This is a genomic window from Moorena sp. SIO3E8, assembly GCF_010692445.1.
In the GTDB taxonomy this organism is placed as follows: domain Bacteria; phylum Cyanobacteriota; class Cyanobacteriia; order Cyanobacteriales; family Coleofasciculaceae; genus Moorena; species Moorena bouillonii.
The window spans coordinates 17,719-39,447 of the sequence record NZ_JAAHHM010000003.1; the positions used below are offsets into that span (position 1 = coordinate 17,719).

26 protein-coding genes are annotated in these 21,729 nt (G+C 42.6%); 4 read left to right on the forward strand and 22 right to left on the reverse strand.

Annotated features, from left to right (window positions below):
* Window positions 1-534 precede the first annotated feature (534 nt).
* The 18 genes from F6K46_RS01490 to F6K46_RS01575 all read right to left on the reverse strand — a co-directional run bounded on the left by F6K46_RS01490 (window position 535) and on the right by F6K46_RS01575 (window position 15,373).
* Entirely contained in the window at window positions 535-693 is a 159-nt protein-coding gene (locus F6K46_RS01490) for a hypothetical protein (RefSeq protein ID WP_293018944.1), read from the reverse strand.
* A 460-nt stretch (window positions 694-1,153) separates the two neighbouring features.
* Window positions 1,154-4,693, reverse strand: a complete 3,540-nt coding sequence (locus F6K46_RS01495) for a DEAD/DEAH box helicase family protein (RefSeq protein ID WP_293060475.1) — start codon at window positions 4,691-4,693, stop codon at window positions 1,154-1,156.
* Window positions 4,694-4,737: 44 nt separating this feature from the next.
* Window positions 4,738-4,923 (reverse strand): hypothetical protein, encoded by a 186-nt coding sequence (locus F6K46_RS01500; protein ID WP_293060477.1) that lies wholly within the window; start codon window positions 4,921-4,923, stop codon window positions 4,738-4,740.
* 2 nt (window positions 4,924-4,925) lie between these two features.
* Window positions 4,926-6,128, reverse strand: coding sequence for a restriction endonuclease subunit S (locus F6K46_RS01505; RefSeq protein ID WP_293060479.1), 1,203 nt, complete (start codon window positions 6,126-6,128; stop codon window positions 4,926-4,928).
* A gap of 57 nt (window positions 6,129-6,185) precedes the next feature.
* Window positions 6,186-6,398, reverse strand: a complete 213-nt coding sequence (locus F6K46_RS01510) for a type II toxin-antitoxin system HicB family antitoxin (protein ID WP_293060481.1) — start codon at window positions 6,396-6,398, stop codon at window positions 6,186-6,188.
* Window positions 6,399-6,747: 349 nt separating this feature from the next.
* The gene (locus F6K46_RS01515; protein ID WP_293060483.1) at window positions 6,748-6,927 is read right to left on the reverse strand and encodes a hypothetical protein; all 180 of its coding nucleotides are present in this window, start codon (window positions 6,925-6,927) and stop codon (window positions 6,748-6,750) included.
* Window positions 6,928-7,081: 154 nt separating this feature from the next.
* A complete protein-coding gene (locus F6K46_RS01520; protein ID WP_075900311.1) occupies window positions 7,082-7,432 on the reverse strand; it encodes a hypothetical protein in 351 nt (116 codons plus the stop codon).
* Between the two features lie 27 nt (window positions 7,433-7,459).
* Window positions 7,460-7,807, reverse strand: a complete 348-nt coding sequence (locus F6K46_RS01525; protein WP_075900313.1) for a papain fold toxin domain-containing protein — start codon at window positions 7,805-7,807, stop codon at window positions 7,460-7,462.
* A 59-nt stretch (window positions 7,808-7,866) separates the two neighbouring features.
* On the reverse strand, window positions 7,867-9,366 hold the full coding sequence (locus F6K46_RS01530; RefSeq protein ID WP_293060486.1) for a class I SAM-dependent DNA methyltransferase: 1,500 nt from the start codon (window positions 9,364-9,366) through the stop codon (window positions 7,867-7,869).
* A gap of 109 nt (window positions 9,367-9,475) precedes the next feature.
* A complete protein-coding gene (ftsH4, locus tag F6K46_RS01535) occupies window positions 9,476-11,356 on the reverse strand; it encodes an ATP-dependent zinc metalloprotease FtsH4 (protein WP_075906153.1) in 1,881 nt (626 codons plus the stop codon).
* Between the two features lie 433 nt (window positions 11,357-11,789).
* Window positions 11,790-11,981 carry a DUF2949 domain-containing protein gene (locus F6K46_RS01540; RefSeq protein WP_070393413.1) on the reverse strand — a complete coding sequence of 64 codons (192 nt, stop codon included), beginning with the start codon at window positions 11,979-11,981 and terminating at the stop codon, window positions 11,790-11,792.
* 11 nt (window positions 11,982-11,992) lie between these two features.
* Window positions 11,993-12,223 (reverse strand): hypothetical protein, encoded by a 231-nt coding sequence (locus F6K46_RS01545; RefSeq protein WP_293060508.1) that lies wholly within the window; start codon window positions 12,221-12,223, stop codon window positions 11,993-11,995.
* 77 nt (window positions 12,224-12,300) lie between these two features.
* Window positions 12,301-12,531, reverse strand: coding sequence for a hypothetical protein (locus F6K46_RS01550; protein WP_198954069.1), 231 nt, complete (start codon window positions 12,529-12,531; stop codon window positions 12,301-12,303).
* A 52-nt stretch (window positions 12,532-12,583) separates the two neighbouring features.
* The gene (locus F6K46_RS01555; RefSeq protein ID WP_070393419.1) at window positions 12,584-12,790 is read right to left on the reverse strand and encodes a ssl1498 family light-harvesting-like protein; all 207 of its coding nucleotides are present in this window, start codon (window positions 12,788-12,790) and stop codon (window positions 12,584-12,586) included.
* Window positions 12,791-12,878: 88 nt separating this feature from the next.
* Window positions 12,879-13,109: a hypothetical protein gene (locus F6K46_RS01560; RefSeq protein ID WP_198954070.1), complete on the reverse strand. Its 231-nt coding sequence runs from the start codon at window positions 13,107-13,109 to the stop codon at window positions 12,879-12,881.
* A gap of 52 nt (window positions 13,110-13,161) precedes the next feature.
* Complete coding sequence (locus tag F6K46_RS01565; protein ID WP_075900325.1) at window positions 13,162-13,368, reverse strand: ssl1498 family light-harvesting-like protein; 207 nt, start codon at window positions 13,366-13,368, stop codon at window positions 13,162-13,164.
* Window positions 13,369-13,432: 64 nt separating this feature from the next.
* Window positions 13,433-13,639 (reverse strand): ssl1498 family light-harvesting-like protein, encoded by a 207-nt coding sequence (locus F6K46_RS01570; RefSeq protein WP_075900327.1) that lies wholly within the window; start codon window positions 13,637-13,639, stop codon window positions 13,433-13,435.
* Between the two features lie 492 nt (window positions 13,640-14,131).
* Window positions 14,132-15,373: a VWA domain-containing protein gene (locus F6K46_RS01575; protein ID WP_075906155.1), complete on the reverse strand. Its 1,242-nt coding sequence runs from the start codon at window positions 15,371-15,373 to the stop codon at window positions 14,132-14,134.
* Window positions 15,374-15,600: 227 nt separating this feature from the next.
* On the opposite strand from F6K46_RS01575, the gene F6K46_RS01580 reads away from it, so the two are divergent.
* The 3 genes from F6K46_RS01580 (at window position 15,601) to F6K46_RS01590 (ending at window position 17,807) form a co-directional block, all read left to right on the forward strand.
* A complete protein-coding gene (locus tag F6K46_RS01580) occupies window positions 15,601-16,257 on the forward strand; it encodes an ATP-dependent Clp protease proteolytic subunit (RefSeq protein WP_075900329.1) in 657 nt (218 codons plus the stop codon).
* Window positions 16,258-16,349: 92 nt separating this feature from the next.
* Entirely contained in the window at window positions 16,350-16,946 is a 597-nt protein-coding gene (locus tag F6K46_RS01585; RefSeq protein WP_075900331.1) for an ATP-dependent Clp protease proteolytic subunit, read from the forward strand.
* Between the two features lie 237 nt (window positions 16,947-17,183).
* Window positions 17,184-17,807 carry a DnaJ domain-containing protein gene (locus F6K46_RS01590; protein ID WP_293060490.1) on the forward strand — a complete coding sequence of 208 codons (624 nt, stop codon included), beginning with the start codon at window positions 17,184-17,186 and terminating at the stop codon, window positions 17,805-17,807.
* A 175-nt stretch (window positions 17,808-17,982) separates the two neighbouring features.
* On the opposite strand, the gene F6K46_RS01595 is transcribed toward F6K46_RS01590, so the two are convergent.
* From F6K46_RS01595 to F6K46_RS01610, 4 genes are all read right to left on the reverse strand, one after another.
* The gene (locus F6K46_RS01595) at window positions 17,983-19,104 is read right to left on the reverse strand and encodes a T3SS effector HopA1 family protein (RefSeq protein ID WP_293060492.1); all 1,122 of its coding nucleotides are present in this window, start codon (window positions 19,102-19,104) and stop codon (window positions 17,983-17,985) included.
* A gap of 17 nt (window positions 19,105-19,121) precedes the next feature.
* Window positions 19,122-20,303 (reverse strand): phosphotransferase, encoded by a 1,182-nt coding sequence (locus tag F6K46_RS01600; RefSeq protein WP_293060494.1) that lies wholly within the window; start codon window positions 20,301-20,303, stop codon window positions 19,122-19,124.
* Window positions 20,304-20,466: 163 nt separating this feature from the next.
* Window positions 20,467-20,745 carry a hypothetical protein gene (locus tag F6K46_RS01605; protein WP_293060496.1) on the reverse strand — a complete coding sequence of 93 codons (279 nt, stop codon included), beginning with the start codon at window positions 20,743-20,745 and terminating at the stop codon, window positions 20,467-20,469.
* A gap of 319 nt (window positions 20,746-21,064) precedes the next feature.
* On the reverse strand, window positions 21,065-21,358 hold the full coding sequence (locus tag F6K46_RS01610) for a hypothetical protein (protein WP_293060498.1): 294 nt from the start codon (window positions 21,356-21,358) through the stop codon (window positions 21,065-21,067).
* Between the two features lie 169 nt (window positions 21,359-21,527).
* Between F6K46_RS01610 and F6K46_RS01615 the strand changes: the two genes are divergently transcribed.
* Window positions 21,528-21,728 carry a restriction endonuclease gene (locus F6K46_RS01615; protein ID WP_293060500.1) on the forward strand — a complete coding sequence of 67 codons (201 nt, stop codon included), beginning with the start codon at window positions 21,528-21,530 and terminating at the stop codon, window positions 21,726-21,728.
* The last annotated feature ends 1 nt before the right edge of the window (window position 21,729 follow it).

The window sequence follows — 21,729 nt, forward strand, 5'->3', positions numbered from 1 at the left end:
AAAACCCCTTTGGCTGTACCGGTAGTCACTCATGGTGGGGGAACCCCCGCATGAAGGCGCTACCTCGCTGCACTGCTTGAGCAACGCTAATTTTATATTTTCTTTAGATTTGCTTTGTAAGGAGTGACTACCTTAACCTTAGCATCGCTACTTAAGTATTGTAACAAAAATTTACAAATTTTCCTAGGGGTAGCGACAAATTTTTTTAGAAAACTGTATTTCTAAGAACAGACTTAATTCACGGTAAAGGTTTAACACAACCGGAGCACTGCACTGCGAATGATGGCAACACAGGCAGTCAGGACGAGTCTCTTCTAGGGTGAAGGGCATCATTCCTTGTGGTTGACATTAGGCGGCCATCCTATTAAGATAAGTATTTATTACTACTAACCTGCTGCTCGGGCTAACCCCACTCACAGTAGCCATACCCGTAATCATCACCCTCCTCAATTCCCGATTGCGACCGGTACAGCTGTTGTGCTAGTAGGGTCGTTTCAAGCTTGGAGAAAATAGGTAGGGAGATGGTCGGGTGGTCTAGATGGGGATAATTTTCGACAAGCGATGCAGGGAGGTAGCGCGGTGTTGGGGATCCCCCCCATGAGCGACTACCGGCTTGGTATTACGGGTTTTCTTGATGAGCAACTGCATCAAGAAAAGGTCATAGTCGGGGTTTTTGGCAAATTTGTTGAACACTAATTTTTGCTACTTAACATTTCGTTACCCACGTCAGTAGATTAAAGCAGACTAATTAGTCTGGTGTCAAAGGTGCTTATTCGCTTATTTTTAATCAAATTTAGTTTTATTTAGCCATTTACCTATCCTTATATCCTATTATCTCCGAAAATCATTAACTTATTGTCTTTTTAAGCTGCATTAACTGTGGTGAAAGGGACTGGGGTGGTTCACGCTTTCCAAATTTTGTTCAGGGTAAACAAATTTTAGTTACAAATACTTAATGAATATGAGAGTAATAAAATAAGTATTTTTGCTTATTAATTCTGATTAAGGTTTCGAGAATTTAGATGGGTTTGCCCTCGGAATCAAAGCTGTAGCAATCCCAATTGCCATCATTGCGATCGCTATTTATTACTTCTGTTGCTTCTGGTAGCTTGGCAGTGCTTGTTTCTGTGCTGGTGGTAAAGGTAATGCTGGTTTATGCTACACTACCAAATCCTTCGTCTACTGTTTCATTGAACGATCGCACTGTGGTTATAATTAGGTCGGCATCATCCTCGTTAAACACCCCATCGAGTCCTTCATAATGGAGGTCGGTAAAGGGGGTTTCGTATAGCAGTCCGGGATCCATTACTCCGTTCTGGGTTAGGTAATCAATGATTGTCTCTACAAACCGGATCTGATTAGCACTGAAGTTGGTTACTTGTAGGTATTTGCTAAAGGCTTCCTTAGCAGCATTGCGATCTAAACCTACTATTTTACGGATGAATAGTTTGAGACTTATATCTTGACCATACATTTCAAAGAAGCGATCGCGTCCTCCAATCTCCTCAGCAGTAAACAACATTTCTTCTAAGGCAGTTAGATCTGCTTCTGTCAGAGAGACATTGCGCTTCAGTTTGGCAATGGTAATATGGTCTTCATTATTCTTAATATAAGTTTTTACCTTCTTGTGGTATTGTTCGCGACTAAAGCCTGTTTGCTGACTGGGGACATCTACCTCTACGATTTCCCCTAGTTCATCCTCAAAGTTGGTGTATACAATAATATTTTGCTCTTTCTTATCTATGAATTTGATCAGGTCGCGGAGGGAAACTCGCAGTGATTCGATCTGACTGGGGGTTACATCCGACCACCATGTTTCTTCTTTAACGTCTTCGATCAGAGGAAGTTGTTGCTTTACCATCGGGATGGTTTGTTTTTCCTCTAGGCGGTCTAGTAAGTCTCTGACTTTATCTCTGAGTTGGATGAAATCACGGGATTTCTTAAGGATGGCTAGTTGTATTTTTAGACAAAGCAGGTCGAAGCGTTTGCTTCCTTCGTTTTCTTTGGGTAGTCCGTTGGGGAGGGATGCTAGGGTTTGGATCCCCCCTAACCCCCCTTGAGTAAGGGGGGAATTTAATGGGGTTTCAATCCTGCTCTGGCCTCCCCCTTGATAAGGGGGACGGGAGGGGGATCCCAGGGCGGAACTGGATGATGGGAGCTGGTTGAGGTTGTTCCAGTTTGTGCGATCGCTAAAATACTCTACTGTCGGTAGATGTCGGCGTACTAGAAAGTTACCTTTCTCCATTGTTGCCACATGGTGATGGAGTTTATCTAGTAATGAATCCTTTAGTTGATCATACTCTGGCTTATTGCTTTCTCTGATAGCATCATTTAACCTAAGACGAGCGTTAAAGATTTGAGCGGTTAGGCTTTCTGGTGGCTTTGGATCTGATTCTTTGATATCCTGACTGAAGTAATCAAAATTGCTACAGAGGTCGAATATCAAAAAATTATCTTTATGTTTTTCTACTCCAAAGAGTTCTGGACACAGACGAGTTCCCCGTCCAATCATTTGATTGAATTTAACTCGGGAATAGACGGGCTTGAAGAAGACTAAGTTAACGACTTCCGGAACATCTACCCCAGTATCTAACATATCAACAGATACGGCTATGGTTGGCTCTTTGTTAGACTCAGAAAAATCATCAAGTAGGCTTTGGGCGTAGGAGTTATGACTATCAATGACTTGGGCGAATTTACCTTTATAATGGGGGTAATTCTGATCGAAGCGTTCCACAATAAACTCGGCATGGCTGTGGTTGCGGGCAAAGATGATAGTTTTACCTAAGCGATCGCCTCCTTCTACTTTTAGACCTTTCTCCATTAATAACTCTAGAGCTTGGTCTATTGTATTACTATTAAACAGCCATTTGTTTATAGCTGCTGCGTTGACCTGGTCGGGAATTTCTCCTGTTTCCTCATCCCTGAATTTTTCCTCATAGTCTTCCCGTTCAGCTTCCGAAAGTTGGTTATAGTTTATTCCTTGGCGCAGGAACTTGAAAGGGACTTTAATACCTTGGGGTGGCACTAGATAGTTATCCGCGATCGCATCATTTAATTCATAAGCGAAAGTGGGAACACCAGCCTCTAGGTCAAATATACCATAAGTGTCTCTATGGATTTCATTCCTAGGAGTAGCAGTAAGTCCCACTAGCAGACTATCAAAATAGTCGAATAAAGCTCGATATTTTTTATAGATACTCCTATGGGCTTCATCGACAATTACTAGATCGAAATATCCCGGACTAAACTGTAAGTTGGAGCTTTTATTACCACTAATGCAGTTGAACATAGTCGGATAAGTGGAAAGCACTACATTAGCGCTATCTGCATCTTTCTTATTCTTGGTTATGTCCACAGCAGTAACATTGGGTAAGTGCTTCTTGAAGTTACGAAAGGCTTGGGTTAGCAGTGGTGTACGATCCGCTAAAAATAGCACTCGTTTCACCCATTCCCCTCGCATCAGCAAGTCAACTAGGGAGATAGCAACTCTGGTTTTACCCGTACCAGTCGCCATCACTAACAGTGCTTTGCGCTTTTTGTCTTGGTCAAAGGTTTCCGTAATGCGGCGAATGGCTTCTCGTTGATAACAGCGCCCAGCAATATCTTTATTAGGTATGACTACATTAAGGCTTTTGCGATGGCTACGGCGAAAGATGATTCTTTCTAATTCATCCTTTTTTAGAAAGCCCTGAATTTTACGAGGGGGATAAGTGCAATCGTCCCAGATCCAATGTTCGTAACCGTTGGAATAAAATATGACTGGACGCTGGTTAAACTGTTTCTCTAAGCATTCGGCGTATAACTCCGCTTGATGTTTCCCTGTTTTGGGGCTGACACTGCTGCGTTTTGCTTCAACTAAAGCCAAGGGTTTGCCATCATCCCCCCAGAGTACATAATCAACATAACCTTTACCCGTATCATTGGGCATTCCTTGAACTGGGTACTCTTTCCACTCAGGTTGATCAATGTCCCATCCTGCTTCTTTCAGCAATACATCGATAGTGTAGCGCCGTGTATCAGCTTCGTTGTAGTTGTGCTTATCTGGAACTGTTTGATTTTGCTGCTTGAGTTTTTTTATTTCTGCTTTAAGGGTTTCAAGTTCTTCCTCTGTTTGTTTTTGCCGCTTTTCTGCAATGCTGCGCATTTCCGAAGCTTGGTTTAGCTTCGTTTCTAGTTCTTGAAGCTGCGCAATGGATAAGTCTTGTTGAGTTTTGGGGTCAGGGATGAGAGTAGGATCGAAGATGATCCCCCCTAACCCCCCTTGACAAGGGGGGGATCCAGTTCCCCCCTTATTAAGGGGGGCTAGGGGGGATCCAGAGTAGTAGCGACATAGCCAGTAAAGGAAATGAAACAGGTCTTCAACAACCCTAAGGGAATCCTTTTTGGTTATTTTACTGGAACTATGGGCGGCTAAGTTACCTATTTTCTGGATCAGGCGAACTTTGGGAAATAGTCCGGGTTTGAGATTGTCTTTAAAGGTTTGCTCGTGGATAAGTGCGCCCAGGTTATTTTCATAGGGCGGTTTGAGATAAGCATCGTTATCGTAGAGCCAAATCACTGCTTGTTCTAGGGTGAAGCGAGTATAGAAGCAACTGGCACGGGGGGCTGAGTAAGTTAGGCTTTCGGCTTCTTTGGCGTAGTTGTGGAGTTGGGGGAATTGGTTGCTGAGAAAGTCAAAGTTAGATGTCATTGTTTTGTTCTTGTTGTTTTATTCTTAGAGTTCCCGAAATCGAATCAAACAATATCTTGTTTTTGTTGTAATTTGGGTATTTCGCTGGCAGGAATAACTTTTACGTTCCCTTGTTTGTCACTGATAGCAATAGATTCCCCTTTTTGACGGTGGTTTTCGATGGCTTTGTCTACTGCTTGTTTAAATAGTTGACTGATTTGGTTAATTTCATTAAAATTAAGTTTATTCATGGTTATAGTTCACCTCGGAAGGCTTTTTGGAGCAGTGAGTTGAAAAGGTTGTCTGTACGATCAAAATTGTTTTTATAATTGGATATACTAGATGTAGTTTTTTGATAGATTTGCTTATACTTAAGCTGTAAATCGATAGGCGGAACTATTACTTTAATTTTTTTTAATCCTGCTTGATTTATTCCTGAGATTGTTGATTGAGTGACAAAAGGAAAAACAAAAGCTGCTCTTGCTTGAGGTTGTAGCATATAGGAAAAGAAAAAAATTGGATCCATAACTTTTTGATTGACTCTGACTCTTATTAAACTTGATTCAAAAATTAATGGTCCATTCAAAGTAGAAATCAAACAAGGCTTGGCAGCACCTTCGTAATTTAAAGATCGTCTGTTAATTAGTACATCATTAGTTATAACTTCATATTTTTTTATCTCTTCAGCAGTAGCTAAAACTCTTTTAAGATGACCAGTTTTGACAACACCATAAAAAGCATCAGACATATGAACCATCTCAACGCTATTGTTGCTTGTGCTGTATTTTTCTTTTGGAAAATAAGCTCCGTTTTGGAATGGTTCAGCCAGCAAGTTTTCTAATTGTTTTATTTCCCACCCCTTCGGATTAGTTACAGGATCGCCGAACATATCGAGGAAAGTCGAGCGCAAGAGTTCTTCAGTTAGTGCGATCGCATCTTTTCGCTTGCGTCGGATTGAATCAGCTTTATCCAGTATGGCAGCTATCCGCTTTTGTTCTTCTAGGGGCGGTAGGTTAACTTTTACACCACTGACCAAGTTAATGTTTAAGTTCTTGACTGTTGTACCTGCTGCACGTCGGGAAAATTCTGAATATAAATTATTAGAGCCTAATAAGTGATAAAAGTAATTTTGATCTATATTATTCTTCTTAGCAGAAAGAACTAGCCAACCGTCATGAATGCAACCAGATATTTTCATGATGTAGGGATGACCAAAACTCATTGAGTTGGTAAGTAAAAAATCTCCTGGATGAACCATCCGTGACTTACTGACACCACTCTTCATAATACGTTTCTTTGTACTGGTGATATATCTTGAACTATCAGAAGTATCCCCAATCATGATCCAGTTAATTCCATCTGGATCATCCGTAATAAAATTTTGAATAGGTCTAGGTGAACCACCACGAGAGATATCAAATATATCTCCTAATGCGACTGATGACCAATTTTTCACCCCAACATCCCCTCTAGCGCATCAAGATCCGCCCGAATCTCATCTAACATCAATCTACTAAGCATAAATTAACCGTCCTTTAGGATTAGGAATATCACGCCCCAACTCCTGAGCCGTTTGGATCCATTCTTGAATTACCACCTCAGCATTACTCACTGCTTCTAGATAAGTTTGACCATCTGCCATACATCCAGGTAATTCTGGCACTTCTACAATAAAAGCTTGATCTGATTCATTCCAATAAATGATTAATTTGTACTTAACTAACATTGCTATCTCCTATAGCAGTTTTCAATTGGTTGAGGGACAAAGTTATCGGTTTTATGGAGCAGGGAGCAGGGCAAAAATTTTTGTGTACCTCATTATGATAAAAACCGCTATACTCTTAACCTATTTAAGTGATAACGATCCCCCGTTGGTCTTTAAAAAGAGGGGGACACTCACCATATTAACCACACTCCCTGCTCCCTACTCCCTAAAAAAAAGTTTGTTACAAAAATTTTCAAAATATGCTACAATATTAAAATTTTTGTGCTAAAATGAAATTGTGGAAAATAAAATCCACGGGAAGAGCCAGCCTTAGAGTTTTCCAAGGCCACAGGCTGGCTCTGGGTCCCCTTTACAGGAGATAACTTAATATTATGTCCCATAGACGCCTATACCCAGCGATGCAGCGCGGTCTTGGGGAGCCAGTGCGGTCTTGGGGGTTCCCACGGGGCTTACAAGGTGCGGAAGCAAGTTCCGCACACAGCCCCTCCCCATGAGCAACTGGCGTGGTTTCCCCCATGAGCGACTGCATCAAGACATGGGTGGTTGTTAGGTTGTTACGACCGATGCCACCAGTGCTTTTCGCTCGGTTCGAGAACCCTACTGATGCGAAGGGCTATATGCAGGTACTGAAACTGCTGATGCCTGGTGCCAAGTTTCTAATTTTTTTTGACCTTCAGCAATAATCATGATTGACGAACAAATTCAGAACTTGATTCTGTAGCTAACAAGCCATGGTTTTGTTTAAATTCAGCCAACAACCGAAAAAAATATTCAAAACCTACTTTTTCATCATGACAAGAAAGCATAATTAACTTAGCCCATGAGGTAACCGACTTAACCCCCAGTTTTTCCTGTAGCCAAGGTTGAAAGTCCTCATAAAATTTTGCTTCTGCTTCAGTCAACTCAATATCCATCTCACTGCGAGCAAATTCATAGCCAACTAAAAACATAAATAAATCGGTTACCGAAGGACGACCAATATACATACCAGGGCATTTTTCGATTTTTTCTAGAACATCAAATAATCCATTCATAACAACACTACTATTCACCTATTTAAGTTATAACGATGTTAATTCGTCCACAATAAACTTGCCACTAGGACAATGAAAGTCATTCAACCAAGCTTCTCTCGATAAACCCTCCCTAGATAAATTATCAAACACTTTTCCGAAAACCTCTACACCATAATGAATTCCATTTTCTGTAATTGACTCCCCTGTTCCATAGCGATCGCTGATGATAAAGACTTCATTTCGTCTTTTTGTTCTTAACCTGATAATTTTGCCTTCTACTCCATTCTGTCTTAACCACTCCATCACCGACATAGCACAACGATCGCACTCTAGCAGAGGATAACCCGCTACAATTTGACTAACACCTTGCCAAATTTCCTCTTTTGTTTTCATTCCTCAGATATTAATTACATTTTGGTTTCAATGATAAAAGAATTCAACTGTGTTGCAACTTATCCCAACATCCCCTCCAGTTCATCAAGATCTGCCCGAATTTCATCCTCAAGCGTCCGCAATTTTTCTAAAATAACCTTGGGTGGTTCATACTCCACCTCTTCATACTCAATTTCCTTGTAGCGATTGATAGATAAATCATACCCATTTGCTTTAATCTCATCCTTGGGTACAAAGAATGCCTTAGCCTTCCGATCCGACTCTTGACTACTGTCCCGCTGCTTCCACTTCTCCAACAGATCCGGGATATCATTCTCTTCCACGGGCTGACGTTTATCATCTAATGACAACCCATCAGCCTTCATGTCATAGAACCAAACAAAATCCGTGCCATCCGCCTCTACTCCAACCTTAGTAAAAATAATCACCGCTGTTGAAACACCTGCATAGGGTTTGAACACCCCAGAAGGCATAGATATCACCCCTTCTAGCTCATGATTCTCTATTAAAATACTGCGAATCTTCTTATGAGCCTTAGATGAACCAAACAATACCCCATCAGGTACAATTACAGCAGCACGTCCCCCGATTTTCAACAGCCGCAAAAACAAAGGTAAAAACAGTAACTCTGTCTTAGTAGTAGAAATAACTTTAGTTAAATCTTTAGCAATAGTAGACTTCTCTACCGAACCCTTAAAGGGTGGATTAGCTAAAATCAACGTAAACGCTTCTTTACGATCAGCATAATCCTCTGATAGAGAATCCCGCGCTTCAATAGACGGGTCTTCAATACCGTGTAACATCAGGTTCATGCTACCGATGCGCAGCATTGTCCCATCAAAATCAAACCCGTGGAACATCTCCCTATTAAAGTGTTCCCTGTTTCCTGGGGCATTAAGAAGCAACTTACCATCATCTTTCAACTGCTGTAAGTACTCAGCAGCAGCAACCAAAAACCCCCCAGTACCACAAGCAGGGTCACAAATTATTTCCTTAATTATTCCCTTTGCTCCTGGCTCCATCAGTTCCACCATCATCTTAATAATGTGGCGGGGAGTGCGAAACTGTCCGTTAGTTCCTGCTGTAGTCAGCTTAGACAGCATATACTCATAGAGGTCGCCCTTGGTATCCCGATCCTCCATCGGAATACTATCGATCTGAGTCACTACATTAGCCAACAATGCCGGACTAGCAATTAAAAACACCGCATCCTTCATGTGGCGAGTGTAAGCATTACCGCCCCCAGTAGTCCCCAGATTCTTGATAAAGGGGAATGCTTCATCCCGAACAATGGCCAACATTTCCTCTGCATCGCTCTTGTTCTTAAAATGGGACCAACGCGATCGCTGTTTGTCCTCTGGGAAAATTGGATCGTTGTCTCGCTCTCCCAAACCCCTTGCTTTCTTCTTTTCCTTCAGCAGTTCCAGGTCATCCAGACGTTTGATAAACAGTAAATAGGAAATCTGTTCGATCACAGAAAGAGGGTTGCTAATGCCATTATTCCAGAAAGTTGTCCAAAGCTTATCAACCTTGGATTTCATCTCACCTGTGATCGTCATATTATCCTTTTAATTTTGCCTAATATCCCATATTACTTGAATAAACAAGGGTTGGGCACGGGGAAACTCCGCACCCAACCCTTGTAATCCTTGCAATTGAAAATTGCGATTAAACGACAGCAGGCTCCTGCTCGGCAGACTTAACTTTACTCAAAAGCTCTTGCAATTTGTCACCCTCAATTACTTCCGTGTCCAATATTTCTTTAGCAATGGTTTCGAGCAACTCCCGATTCTCGTTCAGAATCGCTAATGCTTGTTGATGACCTGTTTCGACAATCTCTTTGACTTCATCATCAATCGCCTTAGCAGTTTCATCGCTGACATTGCGGCGGGGATTCATCATCCCATCTCCGAGAAAGCTTGACTGCTGACCTTTCTGGTAAGCTAACGGTCCGAGAACTTTACTCATGCCATAGGTGGTTACCATCTGCTCCGCTAAATCCGTAGCTCGTTGGAGGTCATTGGAAGCGCCAGTGGTAATGCTATTAAACACAATCTCTTCTGCTGCCCGTCCACCAAGTAAGGTAGCAATCTGACCTTGGAGTTCTTTCTCGTCCATTAAGAAGCGGTCTTCTGTAGGCATTTGCAAGGTGTAGCCTAGTGCTGCCATCCCCCGTGGCACAATCGAGATTTTAGCGACTTTACTTCCACCAGGCATCAAAGCACCAACTAGAGCATGACCGACTTCATGGTAAGCAACGATGGTTTTCTCTTTGTCATTGAGTACCCGGCTTTTCTTCTCTAGACCAGCCACTACTCGCTCAATCGCTTCCGCAAAGTCTGCCTGGGTTACTTTTTCTTTGCGGTTGCGGGCAGCTAACAGCGCTGCTTCATTAACCAGATTAGCAAGGTCAGCACCAGCAAAACCAGGAGTACGAGTTGCGATCGCTTTTAGATCCACATCCTCCCCCAGCTTCACTTTCTTAGCATAGATTTCTAGAATTTTCAAGCGACCGGATAAATCGGGACGGTCTACTAACACTTGTCGATCGAATCGTCCTGGTCGTAACAGAGCTGGATCTAGGGTTTCAGGGCGGTTAGTGGCTGCTAGCACAATTACCGTAGCATCACCAGCAGCAAACCCATCCATTTCCGTTAGCAACTGGTTGAGGGTTTGTTCCCGCTCATCGTTCCCACCAACAAAACCAGAACCACTAGCACGGGATTTACCAATAGCATCCAACTCATCAATGAAAATAATACAGGGAGCTTTCTTTTTGGCCTGTTCAAATAAATCCCGGACTCTGGCAGCACCAGCACCAACAAACAGTTCTACAAACTCAGATCCAGAAATACTAAAGAATGGTACACCAGCTTCCCCAGCTACTGCTTTAGCCATTAGGGTTTTACCCGTTCCAGGAGGTCCAACTAATAGCACTCCTTTTGGAATTCGTGCTCCTATGTTAGTAAACCGTTGGGGCGTTTTAAGAAAATCCACAATTTCCTGTAATTCAGTCTTGGCTTCTTCTACCCCAGCCACATCATTAAAGGTAACTTTAGTGGTATCATCTTGCACATAAACCTTAGCTTTACTCTTGCTAATAGACAAAGCACCTTGGGGTCCACCACCACCAAAACGCCCTGCAAAAAACTGCAAAATGCCAACAAAAATTAGTGGAGGTATCACCCAGCTGAGCACGATGGTAAACCAGCTTCGTTTAGGGGGAGGAGCAGCAGCAAATTCTACTCCTTTATCTTCTAACCGTTGGGGTAACTCTAGGTCATAGATTGGGGTCGTGATCAGAATTTGTCCTTGCTGTTCAGTATCAGCTTTGAGCTGATATTGGATTTGGTCTTGCCCAACATAAACCCGCGCTACCTTTCCATCTTGGACTTGGTCAATAAACAAGCTGTAGGGTACCCGAGGGATTTTCGGTCCAAAAAACCCAGGCAAGAATAAGTTAGCTACGAGAAATAAACCCCCTAAAAACAAGAGAATATTGCCAATTAGGCGAGATCGAGGGGGTTGAGGTTTGTCTTTAATACTCATAGATGCAACGTAGTCTTTGTTTAAAATCTTTTTCTTATAGAGGGTGAAAGCCCTCATTCTTAGCCTACCAGGGTAGGGTTAAAAGTTATACAAATTGTTCAAAGCAGGACTACAGATTCAGATGGGGTGATGGGGATATGAAATTGACGTGTAGCGGTGTCAGCCCTGAGAATTGGTATTAACTCTAAAATCCGTGACTTACTTGCTCAGCGGTATTCCCATCTTATTTTGAAATACCTACGATAAGTATTTTTGCTTACTAGTTGTGAAATCTTTTCTTAGTAAGGCTTCTAAAATTTAGATGGATTAGATAAGTATTTATGCTTACTAGTTATGCAATCTTTTGTTAGTAAGGCTTCTAAAATTTAGATGAGTTGATCATAGAGTGATCATATGGTCAACTCTAGGCAAAGCTTTCTATTCAGAAATAGACTTAGACGGCTTCCAACCAATCAAAGATTTGATCTAATTGATCTAATGTAATTAGTCCGTATTGCCAAAGAATCATGGGTAAAAAGTTTGGGCTTGGTTCGCCCTGGCGTAGGGCCAGGGCAATGGAAGCCCCAGGAATCTGTAACTCTTCCTGTAACCAGCGAATCAATTTAGTGAGCACTGAAGACTGCATCGACCTCTGGTTTAGGAATTGGGCAGAGAGTTGCTAGCAAAAGCATCCATGGCATAGGCCGGAGTGCGATCGCTATAGTCAGTGTCTTGACCAGTGAAGGATTTGGCCAGTTTGTTGAAAGACTTACTACGCCAGTTGCGCTCATGGATGGGCTTGGTTTGCTCACCACGGAAGTAAGCTTGAGTACCAATTAGCGCCCCAGCAGTCCAACCAACAATTAACAGTGCAATTACAATAGTCATCATTTTCTCCTTTGTGTTTTTTACAAGCTTTGGGTCAAACCGTTAAAGCATTGCTTAATCTGTCAAATGCTTCAAGATTAGGAATTGGGCAGAGAGTTGCTAGCAAAAGCATCCATGGCATAGGCCGGAGTGCGATCGCTATAGTCAGTTTCTTGACCAGTGACGGATTTAGCCAGTTTGTTGAAAGACTTACTACGCCAGTTGCGCTCATGGATGGGCTTGGTTTGCTCACCACGGAAGTAAGCTTGAGTACCAATTAGCGCCGCAGCAGTCCAACCAACAATTAACAGTGAAATTACAATAGTCATCATTTTCTCCTTTGTGTTTTACGAGGTAGTGGTCAAATAAGTAACGAATGGTTTAGCTGATACCGAAGGCGGTCAAAATTAACAAGCTGACTAACAAGCTAGCTATAGCACCTTGGGAAATATAATTACGCTGCTGTTCTACTGAAGGGAAATCTGCGTAGTAAATCTCGGTTTCAGGAGCGTAGTTGTTGAGCACTCCGGTTTCATCAACGGTGGTGTACATAGTGGACTTGGTAATGGTGTCAGTGCTGAAAGTCATTTGGTTTTTTCTCCTTTCGTCTATGTTTTACGAGGTTTGGGTCAAACCCTTAAAGCATTGCTTGATTAAAGTGTCAAATGCTTTGTTATTAGGAATTGGGCAGAGAGTTGCTAGCAAAAGCATCCATGGCATAGGCCGGAGTGCGATCGCTATAGTCAGTTTCTTGACCAGTCACGGATTTGGCCAGTTTGTTGAAAGACTCACTACGCCAGTTGCGCTCATGGATGGGTTTGGTTTGCTCACCACGGAAGTAAGCTTGAGTACCAATTAGAGCTGCAGCAGTCCAACCCACAATTAACAGTGCAATTACAATAGTCATCATTTTCTCCTTTGTGTTTTACGAGGTAGTGGTCAAATAAGTAACGAATGGTTTAGCTGATACCGAAGGCGGTCAAAATTAACAAGCTGACTAAGAAGCTAGCAATAGCACCTTGGGAAATATAATTACGCTGCTGTTCTACTGAAGGGAAATCTGCGTAGTAAATCTCGGTTTCAGGGGCGTAGTTGTTGAGCACTCCAGTTTCATCAACGGTGGTGTACATAGTGGACTTGGTAATGGTGTTAGTGCTGAAAGTCATTTGGTTTTTTCTCCTTTCGTCTTTGTGTTTTACAAGCTTTGGGTCTAACAAGTAAGGAATGGTCTTAGCTGATACCGAAGGCGGTCAAAATTAACAAGCTGACTAAGAAGCTAGCTATAGCACCTTGGGAAATATAATTACGTTGCTGTTCTGGTGAAGGGAAATCTGCGTAGTAAATCTCGGTTTCAGGAGCGTAGTTATTGAGCACTCCAGTTTCATCAACGGTGGTGTACATAGTGGACTTGGTCATGGTGTTAGTGCTGAAAGTCATTTGCTTTTTTTCTCCTTTCGTCTTTCTGTAAATAAATATAACACTTTGTAAATTTTTGTTGCAATAGCTTGACAGGGACTGGCTGTAGGGTTGACCGTACAGGTTCAGGTGTAAAAACCCGACAAAAAGGTAAAAAGCCTAAGGTGTGAATAGTAAACAGCAGTAAATAGGCGTAATTAATCCTAATTACGCCTATAAAACCAAATAATGGCTGATAATCCTTATTTATAAGTGTTTAAATCTAAGTGTTTACGTCTAAGGGTTTAAGTGTGATTGTTTAAGTTATTACTTTCGGCCTATATCTTTAGGCATAGATGGCATCCCCCCAGCCCGATCCTAGTCAGCCTTTAGATGAGGAGTTTATAGGCTGATCCGATGTGTAGCAAGATATTTGGACAGGACTGACTGGGTAATTCCTGTTGGTATAAGCAAATATTTTGGCAAAGGGGGGCAACCATCATGCCCTACCCTTTTGATTACTCCTGCAATTGATCACTCTTGTAACAGAGTCTTAGACACAATTCTGGTTTTCTTACGATCAGCTTCTGAGAGCTCTTCCCCAGTTTGCAAAATCGTAGCATTGGTTTGCAGTACCGTTGCAGCTCCTTTATCCCCCATCTGGATAGCGGTTTTTGCCGCAGTTTGTAACATGGTGGCAGCCCCAGCGCGATCGCCCTGCTGTAATTTTGTTTCCGCAATTTGAGTCTGACGGTATTTAGCTAAAGCTAGAATATGCTTCTGTACCTCAGGATTGGGAACTGGTTGATAAGCCTCCTGGAAATTCGCCTGAACTGGCACGATTTCCGAGAGTAACTCTTGGGCACCACTGGATGGGTCATCATATTTGACTTGTACATGGGCAATGGTTTGACGACCCTCTGGCATTTTACCAACATACAAGTTAGCGAGAATCACCCGTTTTGAATCAGTCATCAAGTCTCCCAAACGTACCATGAAGCGATCGCCTTGTGATTGTGCTGGCAGTTCAATCGCATCTGGTTCTACTTGGGCGATGGGTTTGAGTTCTGCTAACCGCACTTTTGGCATTAAATCCAACAACAGATAAGCATTAGTTAAGCCCACAGACTGCATGCGGTTGAACAAACGTGCAAACTCACTCAGGGCTTGCTCTGGTTCTTCAATGTAAGACAAGCTACCAGTAGCAATATCCGAAATTTTTTCCAAAATATCTTGGTTCCAGTTGGAACCGAATCCCAGACTGTTGATAGTCAAGTTATTTTCAGCAGCCAGTTCAGCTAATTTTATGCAGCTTTCATTATTTCCATGTTCGTTTTCCCCATCAGTGAGCAGAAACACCTGAGATACCGTGTCTTGTTTAGCTTTAATTAATTCTTTAACCCCTAGCTTTAGACCTTCATCAATGGCGGTACCCCCATCAGCCGCAAGTCGGTTAATCTTTCGTTTGATTTGGTCTAGGTTGCCCATCGGTTGATTGCGAACTAGCACTTTGGCTCTGTGGTCAAAGGCCACAATCGAGAGGCGGTCATCCGGTTGCAGGCGCTCAATTAACCCCACTGCTGCTTGCTTGACAGTTTCCAGGGGCTGCCCATGCATGGAGCCACTGTGGTCGAGTACCAGACACAAATTCAAGGGTACACTTCGACTAGAGGAAGCAGCGATCGCAGAAATCGCCACGGATAATTGACGCTGACTACTCGGTTGATTAGCATCAATATTAGTATCGTTAAGGGCTGGGTGCAAACCAACTTTCATTTTAGATAGCTCCTCAGGCAGCAAGGGTAATTGATAATGGGTGTAGAGGCTATCGCTCAGCATGGCTGTAGCCATTGAGCTGCTTACAATAAGCCCCAAATAAGGAAGTTTTCCCCTATGTTACAGTTTTAACCTTTAGGGGGCTAACCGACACGAAGAAAATCACGAAGAAAGTATGGCAAGCTACACTGGTTAAAGATAGTGCCATTATTGCAGCCCCAAATATCATGAAACGACCCATCCAGGCTGTTCAATCTACCTACTATGGTAGACCTGCCTACCGCACACCGCCACCAGACTTACCCTCGCTGTTGTTAAGTGAGCGGATTGTATATTTGGGTATGCCCTTGGTGAGTGCGGTAACTGAATTAATTATTGCCGAACTGCTGTATTTACAGTACGACGACCCAGACAAGCCCATTAAAATTTACATCAATTCCACCGGCACATCCCGTTACGATGGCCAACCTGTGGGTTTTGAAACCGAAGCGTTTGCCATCTGTGACACCATCAATTACATCAAGCCCCCTATCCACACCATTTGTATTGGTTCAGCCCTCGGGATGGCAGCGATGCTACTCTCCGCAGGAACTAAAGGCTGTCGGGCAAGTTTACCCAATGCCACTATTGTCCTACATCAGCCCAGGAGTTATGCCCAGGGTCAAGCCACGGATATCCAAATTCGTGCTCAAGAAGTTCTGACCAATAAGAAGACGATGCTGGATATCTTGTCTCGCAATACCGGTCAAGCCCAAGAAAAAATTGCCAAGGATATGGATCGGTTCCTTTACATGACACCTCACCAAGCCCAAGAGTATGGTCTGATCGACAGGGTGTTAGAACCTCAAGAGCTTGATACTCCAATTCCTGCTGGTATTACTTAAGTTGTAAGCATTCAGCTATCAGCTATCAGCGTGTCGCGTATCAGCTATTAGCTATCAGCTTCCCATAATCTATTAATAACTCGGAGCAAATTATGCCAATTGGTGTGCCCAAAGTTCCCTACCAGATGCCAGGAAGTCAGTATACTGAATGGATTGACATCTACAACCGTCTCTACCGGGAACGGATTATTTTTCTAGGCAAAGAGGTTGATGACGAAATCACCAACCAGATCATTGCGGTGATGCTATATCTCGACTCTGAAGATAATAGCAAAGATATTATCCTCTACATAAACTCTCCTGGTGGTTCAGTCACCGCAGGCATGGCTATTTATGACACCATGCAGCATATCAAATCCGATGTAGTAACCGTTTGTGTTGGTCTAGCTGCCTCCATGGGGTCTTTCCTGCTAGCTGCAGGTAAGAAAGGAAAACGGATAGCTTTGCCTCACTCCAGGATTATGATTCACCAACCCTCTGGGGGAACCCGTGGACAAGCTACGGATATTGAGATTGAAGCTAGAGAAATTTTGCGGATCCGCCATCAACTCAATGAAATCTACGCCCAAAATACTGGTCAAGCCCTAGAGAAAATTGAAAAAGACATGGATCGGGACTTTTTCATGTCAGCCGATGAAGCCAAGGAGTATGGCTTGATTGACCAAGTCATTGACCAGAGAGCTCTCTAGAGTTTTGGTCTGGTAAATTTGATCAGTACTTACGCCCCCAAGCCGGTTATTAACCGTAATTACACTTTGATTTATAACCAGAAACTGGGTTGTAACCGTCTTGGTGGGTAATGGCTGTTTGATGATCAGCTGATCAAGTATTATAAAGGGAAAAGTAGTGACATTATTGAACAGGGTAATCTATATATAGAAAACAGGTAAATCTGTCTCAACGCTTATTGATTACTTATCCCATTGATGAATCTGGCTGATTGCTATCGCTTATTGGGTGTCGGTCCAGGAGCAAAGCAGGTTGAAGTAAAGGAGTCTTATCGGCGTCTGGCACGTCGGTATCATCCTGATATTAACCCTGGAGACAAGCTTGCCCAAGAAAAGTTTATTCGGTTTACGGAGGCTTATAAGCTTCTCCTCACTGCTATTGATGAGTCTGACCGTGAACCAGTCTTAACCTCCGCCACTAGCTTTGGTAATCACACTAATCAGCCTGAGGACTCACATCCGGCAACCTCAACTTGGGTCACGCCTAAGCCACCATCCGTTGAATTCAATCAACCCCTCTCAGCAGTTGAACAACAGCTGAAGTGGGATTCCTATCATCAACTCCAGCAATTGCTTCGAGAGCGACGGTTGATGAGAGCGATCGCATTAGTCGAAGCCTTGGCCCAAAGAATGCCCCAAGACCCAGAAGTGCGCCAGTGGCAAGCGATCGCTTATCAAAGTTGGGCAAGACACTTGCTTAAACAGCACAAGCTCGATAAAGCTAGAAATTATCTCAGAAAAGCCCTCAAGACTGACCCCTACAATAAGTCTCTGTGTGCTCAGATAGAACAGGATTTTCTTGCGATCGAGCAGATGATATAGCCTTGGTATTGGTCAACATGTAGTGGTTTGGCTACGGTCTGGTAAAGGTAACGGAAGCTAAAATTACTACTTGTGTGCGATTAGGCTTTAGTATAGCACTACCCATTAAGATTAGGACATTACTAAACTCCGAAACTTAATCATAGCTTACTTCTGACTTCTGACTTCTGACTTCTCACTTGCGCGTAGCGCTATAAATATCTTTCGAGTTAGCATTCAAGTAAGGACGCTTGATATCAATTCCAAGCAAAGAAAAGTTGTGGAGGATAAAATTCATCCGACCTTCTGGGGAGTCGTGACCTTGTAGCCAAGCTTCTAGTAACGCATTAGCAACAATTTGGCAGCGATTCATCCCAAAATCTTCTTTAGCTGTAAATTTATAATCCGGTTCTTCTGATAGAGCCAGTCCTGGTAACAGCTGCTTGGTAAACAGAGGCACCCCTTGCATAAAATGGGATTTGTGTTGAGCATAAACAGTCTTAAGCATGGGTTTGACTGTTTTATAATTAGCCTTTTCAAAGCACAGAATCCCTGAATCATAACGCCCGTAGTCAGAAGGATTGTATAGCACCTTAAACGTGAACGGAATTTTGACTCGGTTCAATCCCTCAGTGATAGCTTTCATAACAGCAACTGCACCTTCAGGACTGAGATTAAAATAGACATTTACTGTCTGGTGGTCACCATCTGAATGACAAGGATTAACTCGACCAGCATTCCCAACCGCTACATAGAATCCGTTTTGAACTAAATTAGGGGGCATCCGGATTGCCACTAAGCTCCCTATAGTAGCAGCCCTATCAATCGGTTGTAAATGGAAATCTGGCCTAATGTGCAGAATTAGACCCTTCTTTTCCACAGCCAGACTACCATCACTTTCCTGCCTTACCACTAACCACCCTGGATCAAAGTAGCCTTGAGAGCGATTACTTTCGCACAATCGCTGGCAAAACTCTAGGTTAAGCCCCCTTACGGTATTGTTCTCTAAATCCTCGTCAACTGCCCAACCATTTGAATTGTGATCCGCTGCAAGAGTAGTTTGATAAGAGCCGTTGTAGTAGATACGGTAGAGAAACGTTCGCAGTTGCAGGCTCAGATACCTATTCTGGATCTTTAAGGGTAGTTGCTGAAAACGAGCTACCACTTCATCAGGAAGTTCCAGGGGTTTGTACTCTGGATGAGTAATATAGAAATTAGATTCAATCTGAACATTGTTAAGAATGTCAGAAAAAACATCAAGCAATCCAGGTATAGAAGAATCCAGTCGTTGAGTTCGTAAAGCATCCAGTAATTGCATAATCAACACCTTAGGATTTAGGCAGGAATACGGCTAGGACAAATGAGTTCAGATTCTGTGATGCCAAAAACAATCTCGATTGATTGCTCTGGATGGCATAACAAGGTCTTAGCAACCTGAAGCATACAGATACCTCTGTTGTCAAAGGGTTTGAGGTTATTGATCTTTATATGAATTTTGCGAATCAACACAAACCCAGCAAATTGCATAGCTCGTCTCAAAAAATTCTGACGTCGCTCAATAATTTCTGGAAAGTGAGCCAAATAAGCTTGAGTTAGAGCAACAAGGCTAGGTTGAATTACCTCAAGGGGAGTTGTGGCTAGACGCAAAGCAGTTTCAACATCGATTGCTGTACTGATCACCAAGCTACTCAGCCAAATTTGTAGATAGCTAGCAATAATGGTTCCTAAATCTAAGGTTGGATCTCCCCAAGTGAATTTCTCCCAATCAATTACTCTAACAATGCTTCTCGCTTCTAGTTTATTTTTAGAGAGGCATTGCTCCCACTCAAGGTGCAGTAATATGTTTTTCAGTTTTAGGTCATTGTGGATCAGACAGCAAGGGTCCCAAGTTTCGTTAAGTTCTGCGAGCGCTTGCCCTAAACTCTCGTAGCGCTGATAAAGTCTAAAGAATTCAAGAGAATCTTCAGAATAGATCCCAAAAACGTCTGGTTCAATTCGTTCTAGCCTTTCAAGAAAGTCAACCTCTTCGTCAATCGGTAGCTGTTTATAATTAGAGTTCAAGAAGTCTTTATATTGCTGACAGTATAGAGTCGTGCGATGGATTGTGGCTATAGTAGCTCCGATCTGGCTAGCGATATTAGTGGGAAAAACCGGCTCTTTACTATAAAAATACGCTAAATCACAATAGTCATTAAGATAGTTAAAAACCAGAATTGAGCGACTTAAATCAAAATGAATCGCCTCTGATATTAGTGGGCGAATAGAGCTTAGCTCTGGAAACTCTTGTAAAAACTCATAAAAAAGCCATTCGTACCAAAAATCACCATTAGTTTTCCCTTCATGATCGTGACGCTCTTGCTTAATCAGAAAATAGCGATCCTCAGTCAAACTCACGAGCAAATTAAAGTTTTTACCAGATTTTGGTTCAATCTGGAGCAGAGATTCCTGATTTGCTTCACAAATTTCCTCTTCGACTAGATACTGAAAAACGTTTTTATAGCTTAATAAAAAAGTCATTAAAAACTACGATTTCCAACTAACCTATCATAACTAAATCCAAGATAATCCTAGTTTTATGAGATGGTAAGTTTTAAGAAGGCAATGGGCATTTTAAACTAAATCACCCATTACCCATTCCCAACCAGGACGTATTTGTAGCAACTAAAAGCGTAAATTGCGATCAGGTAGTGGTACCAGCACGCTTTTTAAATAAGCCTGGAAATAATACGAAAAATTGCTTGATAATAACGTTTTGGTTAACGACTGCAGTACCACCGTCCTGAGCGATCGCAAGTCCTTGCAAGTCCACGTCATTACTAATGATAATAGGCTGGCCTCCGCCGACAAAGCCTTTGGGGTCAACAACGCGGCGGCGTCCGCTGTCGCTGCCTCCTTCAATCTTGTCGAGCTGATCTTCTGACACATCTGTCATGAAGTCCAAATCTTTGATGGAATCCATAAAGCTTTCCGAAGTTGAAAACAGAGCAGAACCAGCAGGACGCTAATTATAAATTTCCATCTCATCCATATTGAGTACTCTCCCTTTTCAAAAGGTTTAATTTGGGTTAAACTTGCTCTAGAGAATCGAGCCAGTAATGACCATTATGGATAGGCATTAAACATCAGGGCAATCATATATATATCGCCCAAAGTTTAGTTATTCCTTCCGCAGCCAGTAAAGCAGTTTTCCTTCCCAGTTAGGAAGAGTTTTTTTCTAAGCCCTAGAGGTTTGGCGAAGGATAAAGTAGACTTTGCCAATCCAGAGTAAAATCCTTCACCTATTCTTCCTGGATCAACTCTCTAGTGCCAAATTCATTGATGCAATGATTGGTTGTTGAAACCAACCTAGTTGTATGTAATTTAAGATAACTATATAAATTGCTGCTGTCTCGCCATTGTGGCGCAAAGGTTTGTTGTTCGCGTAGCGTGGCCTTTTGGCCAAGGTTAACCGGTTGAAGGTTAATAGGTTGAAGGTTAACAAGTTGAAGGTTAATAGGTTGAAGGTTAACAAGTTGAAGGTTAACAAGTTGAAGGTTAACAAGTTGAAGGTTAACCGGTTGAAGGTTCTTCACTGTTGAAGATTAACCGGTTGAAAGTTAACCGGTTGTTTGCCCTTGGCATCCCTTGTAGGGTAGGTTTAAAATTATTCACTGTTGAGGGAACAGGGAACAGGGAACAGGGAACAGGGAACAGGGAACAGAGGGTTCACAACTGGAAGATTAGAACCTGCAACCTGCAACCTTGGCCAAAAGGCCACGCTACGCGAACAACCTGCAACCTGCAACCTGCAACCTTCAACATGCAACCTTCAACCTTGGCCAAAAGGCCACGCTACGCGAACAACCTTCAACAACCTCCAACCTTCAACCTTCAACCTTCAACCTCCAACCTTCAACCTTCAACAACCTTCAACCTCCAACCTCCAACCTCCAACCCAAATAAC